The organism is Komagataeibacter diospyri, from assembly GCF_043995075.1.
In the GTDB taxonomy this organism is placed as follows: domain Bacteria; phylum Pseudomonadota; class Alphaproteobacteria; order Acetobacterales; family Acetobacteraceae; genus Komagataeibacter; species Komagataeibacter diospyri.
Genome location: NZ_CP171836.1, coordinates 1402600 through 1414113, shown reverse-complemented (window position 1 = coordinate 1414113; position 11514 = coordinate 1402600). Strand labels below are relative to the sequence as shown.

Sequence of the window (11514 nt, the reverse complement as noted above, 5' to 3'; positions counted from 1 at the left end):
AAATATTTAAAAAATGTTCAGGAATGCATGGCCTAATATTTTAAATAAAAAAATTCTGTTCATAATTTGTGTTTCGATCATTTTTGGTTTTATTAATTTCTACGTTGCGCGACATGATGCGGATGTCATGAATTCTGTTTCAAAGGAATTCCTGCTGTCCCTCCTGATGCCGCTTCTGGCGTCGCTCGGGTGTTTTCTTTCTCCCATCTTCGTCCCGATCTTGCTGCTGTTCGCGCTGTTTGATTTCTATCTTGCCTACAAATACGGCCTTGTTACCCGGTCGATGCTGCAGGCGATTATGGGTACCAATACCCATCAGGCCATTTCAATGGTCAGTTCCGTCAGCGTTCTGATGCCGGTTGTCCTGCTGCTTGTTCTTGTCGGTATGATGGTGTTCACATGGAAATGCGTACGTTTCCGCCCCGTTGTGCTGTTGGTTGCCGGCGCAGGGGTCACTGTGGCGTTGCATGCGGGCTGGAAGCACAGCCACGGCAGCAACGTGGAACGTCAGAACAGCAATGTTGCTGAAATGGCGGCCAACCTGCGTTTTTTTCTGCCCGGCGTGGTGGGGGATTTCGTGTACATGACCGGTCTGGGGATGAGCGATGACAACAGGCCCGCTATTCCCCATACCCTGATCGATCCCGCCATTACAGGGAAAGCGGAGGGAAAGCGCAAAAATATCATCCTGGTCATAGGAGAGGCCGCGTTTGCCGACCGGCACACCACCTATGGATATACTGCCCAGAACACGACCCCCGATATGAAGGCCATGGCGGATGAAGGGCGTATCTGCGTCATACGGCAGGCCCATTCCTCCGCGAACATGACGCGGGCGGCAGTGCCCATGCTGGTTTCGTTTTATGATCCCGACCATCAGGGCGCGCTGTATGCGGAAAAAAACCTGGTCGAACTGGCGCGGGACAATGGATACAGGACATTCTGGATCGCATCCCAGCCCGGTCGGGGGGAATATTCCCGTACTTTTGGTTATGTGTCCGAATTCAGTGATTATGTGACGCGGCAGGATTACAATAATGCGACCAACCATGTGAACTGGCGTGATGAGTCATTATTGCCTGTCATAAAGGAAAAATTTGCAGATCCTGTTTCACAGAAGTTCTTTGTTATCCACCTTATGGGCAGTCACGAAAGCTATAGTGACGACCGCACGGAAGAAGATATCAAGGCGCTTCCCAATGCAGACCCGTATGACCAGAGCCTGCATCGCACAGACCGTATCCTGCAGCAGATTATCACCATGGCGGATAAGGAGCTGGGGGATTACACCCTGGTTTATATTTCCGACCATGGGGAAATAGTGGGGGAGGGGCATGGAATCCAGTACGGTGGGTATGATCAGTACAAGGTTCCGGTATACATACTGGATAAAGATAAGCATTACTGCAATATGGCAGAAGGGATGCGGAACAATGATAAATACTATACAGCATTAATGACAAAATACCTGCTTCTGGATATGCTTGGATATGATATTGATCAAGATTATATAAAGAGAATTCAGGATAATGACCGCGTATTGCATTCAGATGGCAAGGTGTATGATTATAAGTCCATACCCCGTCGATAGTTTTCATCCAGAGGCATGATAGGTCTGTTATTGCAGGATATGGTGCTTGTTACGGATTGCCGGAAATGTCATAACGCCCCCCTTAAACCTGGGCTGAATTGTATGATGGCATGGGTTTGGTAGGGAAGATTGAGATATAAGCTGTATTTTATGCAAGGACATAAAAAGTGATTAAATGTAAATTATTAATTAGAAAATTTTCTATTTTATTAATGTTTGCATTGTCTTTCTTTTATGTCCTGACTTTCTTTCTTTCGCCTTTTACTGATTGGGATTCCACTTTTTATCCACTGATCGGGAAGGGGATATTCCGTTACCATATACTACCATACGATTATATATTTGATCACAAGCCATACCTTGTTTACGTTTTTTATTACATATGGACGCAGGTTGAACCCATCCTGAATGGGCGTTTCGCCATCCTGGCAATGGTCAGTATGGTTTCCGTGGCGTTTATGTTCAGTTCTGCATATCGAACAGACAAATGGCAGACGTTATTCTATCTGTCCATCGGAGGCATTATCGGGGACTATCTGGGGGGTAATACGGAAGTATTACAGATCCCTCTGGAACTTTCCGTCATTCTCATGCTGTGCAAAGGCGTGCAGGAGCATAAAATCCCCCTGTTTTTTCTGGCGGGGATTGTATCGGCAATCGCCGTCAACATAAATTATCTGGCGGGTTGTGTCCTGTCCCCCATCATTCTTTACCTGTTTCTGGGGCGGGTCTGCACCGTGGTGGAATTCCTGACCTGCGTCGCAGGTGGAATGATTGGGCTGACAGGTATTTTCCTGCCATTCCTGATTGCGGGACATGGGAAACTGGCTGCGTATTTCGACATGCAGCATCATTTCCTCCAGCATTATGGAGGCGCTTCAGACGAGCGTATGTATACGTTCGCGCTGGTTGCGCTGTATATCGTTCCCCTTTGTCCCATGCTTGTCCTGTGGTTTGGCAGAAGGGATGTCTGTTGGGGGAACCTGCGCGAACGCCTGCTTTCGCTCTGGTTTGTCTTTTCAGTAGTGGCCGCGATATTGTCCGGTCATGGATTCTACCACTATTTTTCATTGTTTCTTATTCCCGGCATGTTGATATGCCTGCTTGTGCACCGTGATGCTGGGGGTGCCCTTTCGTGGCGCATGATGCCCTTATATCTTTACGCCGCGTTTTTGATGGTCAGCGGCATTGTCTCAAATATAAATGACATGAAGCGTGCACAACTGACTGACCCCGCACGGGTTTCCCAGATTGTAGGTCATCAGAAGGTGCTGAATATCAATTCGGATCATTCCCTGTACTATCTGTCTGACATGGAGACATTTGATCCGATACTATTCTGTGGTCAGATCGAGATATATTTTGGTCCGCAGGCTGCAGATCATTATCTGGATGACCTGAGACAGCGCCCGCCTTTTGTTCTGATGCCCCATGCCGGCTGCATTAACCATACGGTGGCCCCACAGGTCTGTTCGTGGGTGAAGGATCACTATCACCCTGTATATGAAGCGTATAAGGGAAAAGATCCAAACAGAAATAATGCAAGGTATTATAATCTGTATAAAATAAACTGAATTGATATTTTATATAAATATCAGTTTCATGTTTTTATGGCTGGATGGGCTGCCAGAATGGGTGTTTTTTTAGTAAATTTATCCATAATAAATAATTATAAATGTTTATTTTTAATAATGCGGAGGTTTTTTTTGTGGATATTTAATAAAAATTCTGAATACATCATCTTTCAGGAAAGGCAGCACCTAAAAAGTTTTGTTTTTCTTGTCAGTGATTTGTTTGTAAACAACCTTTCATTTATGTCAGGTCCAGTCTTTATTATCTGTCAATTATCCAGATTGAAGACGTTTTCAGGTGTAGCCTGAATACGGCCAGTGATGGATCAGCTCCGACTATGTCCCGAACGTGCGGCGATAGGTTTTGGCCATGACATCATCAAGGCGCGCGCCTGGTTGAAAATCGGCCATTTCCTTCGGATAGGGTAAGTCAGGAGCCTGGCGGGGGCACAGGGAGGGTTCGCCCAGTATCTGGGTAACCGGGTAGAGTGCCGACCAGGCCGGAACATTGGCGTAATCTTCCTCGTCGTCAGACACATGCGTATCCCGGATCTTGGCGGAGGCAGTCTCGATCTCCATGCGCATCATGGTGGTCGCCTTGAACTCGGCGGTGTTAGGCGGGCGGATGATCCCGGAGCGACCGGGATAGATACGGTCAATCAGCCGTTCCATCAGCGCGAGTTTCTGCGTCGGGTCTTCGACGGCATGCGCCTGTCCGAAGATCATTGCAGAGCGGTAGTTGACCGAGTGATGAAAGCCCGAGCGTGCCATGACCAGTGCATCAAGATGGGTTACGGTCAGGCATAGCGCGATGCCCTGCGCCTGTGCGCGGATCATCCGGCTGGCTGACGAGCCATGCCAGTACAGATAATCCCCCTCGCGCCAGAAGCTGGTTGGCGTGCAATAGGGCCGACCCTCAATAGTATAGGCGATATGGCACAGCAGGGCGGCATCCAGTATGGCGTGGATCGTGGTCCTGTCATAACGGCCACGGGTTGATGCGCGTCTGACCCGGTTGGCGGGGGTTACAGGAAAATCGCCAGTCGCCTGATCCTGGGGCAATGGTGTCCGTACATTCATTGTTGCTGATTCCGGGATGTGGTTACACCCCCAAGGATCGTGCTGGAATGGTCTGGGAAAAAGTGCCAGATAGCGAAAAACAGAATGGACCAGTTATGGGGCGACAGACGCGCGCGGCGGTGCCGCTGGGCATTACGCTGGACGGGAGCGGACCGGATACCCTGTACCAGCAGATCCGCGATCAGATTCGCAGTGCGATCCTGCAGGGGCGGCTTGCCTGTGGGGCAAGGCTGCCGTCTTCACGATTGATGGCAGCTGAACTTGGCTGCTCCCGGGGCACCGTAATGGCAGCACTCGACCAACTCGTGGCGGAAGGCTATCTGGTGGCGCGGGCGGCGTCGGGTCTGTCTGTGGCCCAGGACCTGCCTGATGAAATGCTCGCCCCTACGCCGGTGAACGCGCCACCGGCCGCCATGGGCCCCAGTCCCCCGATGCTGCCGGATCGCACCATGGCAATGCTTGGACCGGCAACCGACCTGGATATGCCGGGGTTCGGCGTGCAGCCTGTTGCATTTCCGATCGGGCAACCGGACCGGGACTCATTTCCGTTTCCGTTATGGGCAAAATTCCTGGAACGTGACTGGCGCAGGCCTGCCTGGGACAGGGCAGGCGCATGCCATCCCTTCGGGCATCCGGGTCTGAGGCAGGCCATCGCATCCTATCTTGGGACTGCGCGTGGTTTCGGCTGTGAACCGGATGCCATCGTCATCACGTCCGGTGTGCGCCATAGTGTATCGCTATTTGCCCGTATCGCGCTGGCAGCGGGGGATCGGGTCTGGATCGAGGAGCCGGGCTATCCCGGCATAGCCGAAGCCCTCCTTGCAGCCGCGGTACAACCCGTTGCGGTTCGTGTTGATGAATCGGGTTTTGCGCTCGAGGATGCACTGGCGGCCGCACCGGATGCCCGGCTGGCGATTGTTACGCCATCCCATCACTTTCCGTTCGGTATGGTGCAGGGACTGCCGCGCCGGCTGGCCCTGTTGGCCTGGGCGCAACGGATGCGCGGCTGGATCATCGAAGATGATTTTGATGGCGAATATCGCTATACCGGTCGCCCCCTGGCCCCACTGCGCGCCCTGGACCGGGCGGGGCGGGTTGCCTATCTGGGCAGTTTTTCCAAACTGCTTTTTCCGGCCCTGCGTCTAAGCTATATCGTTCTTCCTACCTCCCTTATACCGGTGGCGGAGACGGTCATGTCACGAATTTCCACGCCTGCTCCGCTTCTGGGGCAGGGGGCGCTGGCGCGTTTCATTGCTGAGGGGCATCTGATCTCGCACCTGCGCCGGACGCGGCTGCTTTATGCCGGGCGACAGCAGGCGTTGATGGAAGCAGTCGATCGTCACCTTGCCGGTCTGATGACCGTGATACCGGATTCTGGCGGCATGCATGTGGTTGTCCGACCTGCCAGTGATCTGGCTCCGGTATTCGATGACGGTATCGGCATGGTTGCAGCGGCGACCGCAGGCGTGCGGGTCTCGCCCCTGTCTCGATGTTATCGGGGGGCAGACAGGCAGCATGGCTTCCTGCTGGGATACGCAGGCACGCCGGACCATGAGATCGATCCGGCTGTAAGGGTGCTTGCCCGGGTTCTGGAACATCTGATGCCCCGCGCCGGAGCAGCAGGGAAGACTGTCATGAGTAGATGATCGACTGCAGGGCAGGACTGAACCGAGGGGACAGATCTGCGCATTACCGGAAAGGACATTGCCTGTTATGGTTTCAATCGCAGGCCAGATTGCATGCAATCTTCAACCATATGATTTCTAGTGCTAATTTTTAAGGAAAGGTGGCTCCCGAAGTAGGACTCGAACCTACGACCCAGCGATTAACAGTCGCTTGCTCTACCAACTGAGCTATTCGGGATCAGCGTTGAGCAGCTTATAGCCACACTGGTGGGGGGGCGTAAACCCCCCTTTTGAACTTTTTTTCAAAAAGGGGAAAAAGGGAACCTGGACCGGCTAAAAGCGCGGTAATCCCTTCGTGTAGCAGGAGAAACGCTAACCAATGGTCGATGATAACAGGGAAGGGCAGCCGCCACGGCTGCTGCGCCGTGCGGTTATGCCGCTGCTGGTCGGGGCAGGGTGCGCCGTGGTGGGCGCACAGTGGCTGCAAAGTCGGCAGCAGGCCCGTATCGTGCGGCATGATGATGCGCTGCTGGATGGGGAGCCGCATGACCTGACGCTTTCCTGGCCCTTTGCCCAGGTATCGATCCTGTACAATGTCGCACTCCGGCAGGACTTCTTTTCCCAGTTTCGGCTGGATGTGCATCTGCGGTCCGGCGCGGTAACGGGACGTGACGCCATTGCCGACCTGCGGGCGGGACGCAGCATGGCAGCCGTGGCTCCCGTCCTGTCATGGCTGCAGGCATATCAGGCGGATGCGGCCCTGCCTGCGCGGCTGGTCATGGGATTGCAGGCGGGGACATTCCGCCTGCTGGTGCGCCGACGGTTGCGGATTGCCAAGATCGAGGATCTGGTGGGGCGCAGGATCGCCGTGCTGAATGCGGATATGGCAGACCGGCTGTTCTTTTCCGTCATCCTGCGCCGCAAGGGACTGAACCCGGATACGGCGCCCGACTGGGTGATCATGCCGCCAGACCAGATTGATGATGCCCTGGCTGCAGGCACGGTGGATGCCGTGGCCCTGCATGATCCGCTGGCGTGGCAGCTGCTGAACAGCCGGGCGCTGGATCTGGTGGAACTGGTCAATAGTGTGAAGGGGTTGTACGCGGAACGCACCAACCTGGCGCTGGGCATATCAACGGACCTGCTGGCGCGGACGCCGGGTGCCGCCGTGGCCCTTGTGCTGGCGCTGTCGCATGCCGCGCACTGGCTGCCGAAACATATGGCGGAAGCCGCCGCCCTGCTGGATGGACGTGTGGACGGCATGGATCAGGACACGATCCTGCAGATGATGCGCCACGAAGTGCTGGGGGTCAGTCCCGTGGGCAACGACCTGAAAATACAGATCGCGCGGTATGTGGATGAACTTAAACTGCTGGGTGTTTTTCCCGATAGCCTTGATTCGGCTGGTTACGCCCGCACTATTTCAGCCGATATCCTGCATCATGGCCAAAGGGGAGGTCACGGTGCAGGACAGTCGGGATGAACATTTTGATAAATAAAAGTTTTGGGTGTCGCCTTTTTTAAAGGCGACGTTTTCTACAGCTTTTTGAAAAAAGCTTCACCAAAACCATGCGGAATTCGGCCCCCCCCACAAACGCGCGTGCGGTTGTCAGGGACAGAAGATTTACCAGCTAAAGCCAAGGCTTGCCTGCGCGTTCCGGCGTTCGCCGTAATAGCACCATTCCTGATTATAGGATGCGTAGCTCATACAGTTCGCGACATAATTCTTGTCAAACAGATTGCGGGCACTGGCTGCGACCGTCCATCCATGCAGCGAGGAGGAAAGATTCGACAGGTCATAGCGGACTGACGCATCGAACACGGCGTATTGCGGCACCCAGACGCTGCCATAGCTGGCCTCGCCACCATAGGATTTGTTCGAATAACGCATGCCACCACCAAAGCCGAGGCCTTTTACCGGCCCTGAAGGCATGGTGTAGAACGCAAACAGCGATGCATTGCCTGTCCCGGATTGCATCAGGGGCTTGCCCGTTGAATCATCATGGACTTTCTGCACGCTGACCGCAGCCGTGATCATCAGGTTTTTGTACGGCTCGGCATGGGCTTCGAATTCAAAGCCGTCCGAATGCACCAGCCCACTCTGCGTGTTGTAGCCCAGGCCGTTAACAGCCACCAGCACATTGGTCTGTTCGATATGGAAGCCTGCCGCCGTAAACAGCAGCGACGTGCCCGGAAGCTGGTATTTCAGGCCACCTTCAAGCTGCTTGCCAAGGGATGGATCGGCCTGGCGGAATGTCTTGCCGCCATCACTGGACACGGTGCCCGACTGCGGCTGGAACGATGTCGAGTAGCTGATATAGGGCGAAAGACCGAAATCGAAGTGGTACAGGGCCGAAGCACGCCATGTGATCTGGCGGGGACTTTCATGCGTGGACGTATGGTAGATGTATTCGTTCTGCTGTGAACGATACCAGTCATTACGCAGGCTGCCGGTCACGATCAGACCCTTCCAGCGCATTTCATCCTGTGCGTACATGCCGATCTGGTGTGAATTCGTCTGGTAGTGCAGGTACGGGCTCATGGCCGGAATAGCCATGTGATAGTCCGGGTGCAGGACATTCAGATCCGGCGCGCTGCCGTAAAACCCTTCTTCTGATGCGCTCTGCTGCATGTAGTCAAAACCGAACATCATCGTATGCTGCAGGGGGCCGGTGCGGACATGGCCCTTGAACTGGCTGTCAAACGCCAGATTGTGCGTATGTTCGTTCGTGCCGAAGGCAGAGCGGCTGAGCATGTCGTTGCTGGTGTAATAACCGTTGTCATACACACTGCGATAGATGGTCTTTATGTCATCGTATCGCCCGCGACTGCTGAAGCTCCAGTCATTGTTGAAACGGTGGTTGAAGATATAGGTGATCCCGCCCTGCCGGCGGTTGAATTTCTCGAACGATTCGTCACCGTCATAGAAATTCCGGGGCAGGTATCCATAAGATGCGGGCCTGAGTGACCCCACCAGTGGTTCGCCGCCATAGGTGCCATTTTCGGGATCATACTGATAGTTGCCCAGAATGGTCAGCGTGGTCGGTCCGTTACCACCGAATGTGAAGGACGGGCTGATGGAAAAGCGTCGGCTTCCTGTCCGGCTCATCTGGCTGTGCTGGCCGTTGACGGTGCCATACAGACGGTAGCGGACAAGGCCGTTCTTTGTCGCATAACCGCCAACATCGGCATCCACGCGATACAGATCGAACATGCCGCCGGTTGTATTGACACCACCATAGAATTTCTGGTCGGTCGGCAGCTTGCTGGACAGGGCGACAAGGCCACCGGGGCTGGACTGGCCATACAGTGCGGATGCCGGTCCCTTCAGGATCTCGACCCGTTCCAGCCGTGACGTATCGGTCTGCGCCGTGGCATAGCCTGTGGGGCTGTCCTGCAGTTTCAGGCCGTCAAGGAAGGTCGGAACCGTGAAGCCGCGCAGGGCGAACTGGTCATAGCGCGTACCTTCGCCACCACCGCGCAGGTCCGGGGTAATGCCCGCCGTATAGCGCACGGCCTGATTGAGGCTAAGCACGCCGCGCACGTCCATTTCGTTACGGCTGACAACCGTAACCGACTGGGCGGTTTCAATCAGCGGCGTATCGGATTTCGTGGCCGAGGACGCGACAGTCGCCGGCCTGTGCGCATGGACTTCCAGCTTTTCGGCCCGTACGGCATTCGCATCGGGCTGGGTGGCTGTCTTTTTCGCACGTGACGTCCCGGCAGGATGGGGATGGTCCGATTTTTCAACCGGTTCCGCAGCAAGGGCATTCCCTGCCACCAGAAGTGAAAGGGGAAACACATAAAAAACCCTGCTGCGATGCATGTCCGACCTCATTCTTGACGTTTTTCGCCGTGTGGAGATGGGGTCGTATAGTAACTGAGAATCATTTGCAACATGTATCAAAACATGTCCGGATGGACATTCCGGTCGGCTGTAAACGCGCCTTTCCACTGCGCCCGGCATGCCTCAGGTTAAAATGTCACGGGGGAGGAGCGTCTCGGAAACATTGCGTGCGCTCAAGCGGATCAGGTTGTTGCAGAGGCTTTGTATGATCCACATATTATGGATGCATTTTTCCACTGCAGGGTATTATGGATCATATAAATGATCGTTACTGACACGGCAGTCATTCACATGCCGTACATACCATGCACAGGGTAATAATGACTGCAGAACCTTCATCTGTCCGCGGCTCGGCATCGGCAATCAGGCCATTTCAGTTTTCATGAAAAACTGAAATTAAATTAGGACTTCTAAGTAAAAATTGATGATTCCAGTTTGGTGTGGTGCATATATATTTATATATAAATTAATTTATGAAAAAAATAATTAAATATTACTATATTTATTTCATGGTAATTAGTATAATTTTTTTATTTTAAAATATATTCCAGATGTTTGCGCATAAATTGAATCAAGATTTCCGCACCCGGGCAGGAAACCGGAATGGCTGACGTTTAACTGCTACGGAACGTTAATTCAGTGGGATGAAGGGTTGATGGCTGCGGTTGATCAGATCCTGAAACATAAAGCACGTGCAATCGATCCCCATATATTCATCAAGCTTTACGATCAGTATGAACACCAGCTTGAACAGCAGTCTCTGCACCGGTCTTTTCGTGCGATTTCGGCATGGGTCATGCAACTTGCATTGGAGTAATATGACCTTGAAAGCAGCCGTGATGATGTGGGAATCCTGACATCATCCATTGGACGGATGCCTCCTTTTCCTGAAGTGATTGCGACATTGGGAAAAATACGGGAAGCAGATTTCAGGCTCGCGATCATTTCGAACACTGATGATGCAGGCATTGCCGGGAATATTGCCCAGCTTGGGGGCTATATTGACCGTGTTATAATGGCTGAGCAGGCACAGGTCGACAAGCCTGCGCCCCAACTGTTTCAGTATGCATGGAAAACATTGGGTGTTGAGCGTCAGCAGACCGTTTATATTTGTGCCAGTCCGCAACTTGATCTTGTTGCTGCACACGATCTGGATTGACCGCGGTACCGGTCGCAGGCCGTTACCCGATGATATGCCAGCAGCCGTAGTGCCGACGCTTGATTGCGTTTTTGGTCTTCTGGCAACTGCTGGATGGATGAAAGTATAAACAGATCATTCTCGGATCCGGATTTCATCAATGGCGGGGCGCCTGCTGAAAAAGGGAGATCAGATACCGCGTCGCAAAGCATGCACAATGCAGATTACCCGTGGGGGACGGGCAGGAGGCAGATGATTCAGTTATGATCGTGCCCGAAAAACGCTCCCGACCCGCAAGCCTGACCCGGTTTTATGGGGGGCTGGCCGATCCCATACGTCTTATCGATATCGCACAGGAAGATGCCGATACGTTTCTTGTAAATTATCATTACGCAACAAAGTCATGTTTTTACAAGGGATAAGGCATCCATGACGGCAACCATGCGCAACAGTCAAAATTTTATACACGGCATTCGGGTACTGAATGGCTGCTGAGGCGTGTCATAAGCTGATACCGTCTTTTATTTAAAGAAGGCGGCATCCTTCAGCCTCGGAAACATCCTGCAATCATGAGGACGTTTCTGGTAAAACTTTTGCAACATGCTTCAGAATACACCGTCTTTTTTTAAAAGGCGGCACCTAAAAACTGTAACGGAAACGTC

At 53.1% G+C, this 11514-nt stretch carries 7 protein-coding genes and 1 tRNA gene; 5 read left to right on the top strand and 3 right to left on the bottom strand.

Annotation, left to right across the window (positions count from 1 at the left end):
* The first annotated feature begins 127 nt into the window (after positions 1 to 127).
* Both ACE2AA_RS06630 and ACE2AA_RS06625 read left to right on the top strand, forming a co-directional pair.
* A complete protein-coding gene (locus ACE2AA_RS06630) occupies positions 128 to 1591 on the top strand; it encodes a phosphoethanolamine transferase (RefSeq protein ID WP_395371804.1) in 1464 nt (487 codons plus the stop codon).
* 167 nt (positions 1592 to 1758) lie between these two features.
* Complete coding sequence (locus tag ACE2AA_RS06625) at positions 1759 to 3165, top strand: hypothetical protein (RefSeq protein WP_395371803.1); 1407 nt, start codon at positions 1759 to 1761, stop codon at positions 3163 to 3165.
* Between the two features lie 333 nt (positions 3166 to 3498).
* On the opposite strand, the gene ACE2AA_RS06620 is transcribed toward ACE2AA_RS06625, so the two are convergent.
* Entirely contained in the window at positions 3499 to 4242 is a 744-nt protein-coding gene (locus tag ACE2AA_RS06620; RefSeq protein WP_395371801.1) for a pyridoxamine 5'-phosphate oxidase family protein, read from the bottom strand.
* 95 nt (positions 4243 to 4337) lie between these two features.
* Between ACE2AA_RS06620 and ACE2AA_RS06615 the strand changes: the two genes are divergently transcribed.
* Positions 4338 to 5888 (top strand): PLP-dependent aminotransferase family protein, encoded by a 1551-nt coding sequence (locus ACE2AA_RS06615; protein ID WP_395371799.1) that lies wholly within the window; start codon positions 4338 to 4340, stop codon positions 5886 to 5888.
* 141 nt (positions 5889 to 6029) lie between these two features.
* Here the strand turns inward: ACE2AA_RS06615 and ACE2AA_RS06610 are convergent.
* Positions 6030 to 6105, bottom strand: a tRNA-Asn gene (locus ACE2AA_RS06610).
* Positions 6106 to 6246: 141 nt separating this feature from the next.
* Here ACE2AA_RS06610 and ACE2AA_RS06605 point away from each other — a divergent pair.
* Positions 6247 to 7350 (top strand): ABC transporter substrate-binding protein, encoded by a 1104-nt coding sequence (locus ACE2AA_RS06605; RefSeq protein ID WP_141260403.1) that lies wholly within the window; start codon positions 6247 to 6249, stop codon positions 7348 to 7350.
* A gap of 141 nt (positions 7351 to 7491) precedes the next feature.
* Here the strand turns inward: ACE2AA_RS06605 and ACE2AA_RS06600 are convergent, their stop codons facing one another.
* Positions 7492 to 9693: a TonB-dependent siderophore receptor gene (locus tag ACE2AA_RS06600; RefSeq protein ID WP_395371797.1), complete on the bottom strand. Its 2202-nt coding sequence runs from the start codon at positions 9691 to 9693 to the stop codon at positions 7492 to 7494.
* A gap of 865 nt (positions 9694 to 10558) precedes the next feature.
* Between ACE2AA_RS06600 and ACE2AA_RS06595 the strand changes: the two genes are divergently transcribed.
* The gene (locus ACE2AA_RS06595; protein ID WP_395371796.1) at positions 10559 to 10873 is read left to right on the top strand and encodes an HAD hydrolase-like protein; all 315 of its coding nucleotides are present in this window, start codon (positions 10559 to 10561) and stop codon (positions 10871 to 10873) included.
* Positions 10874 to 11514: the final 641 nt, after the last annotated feature.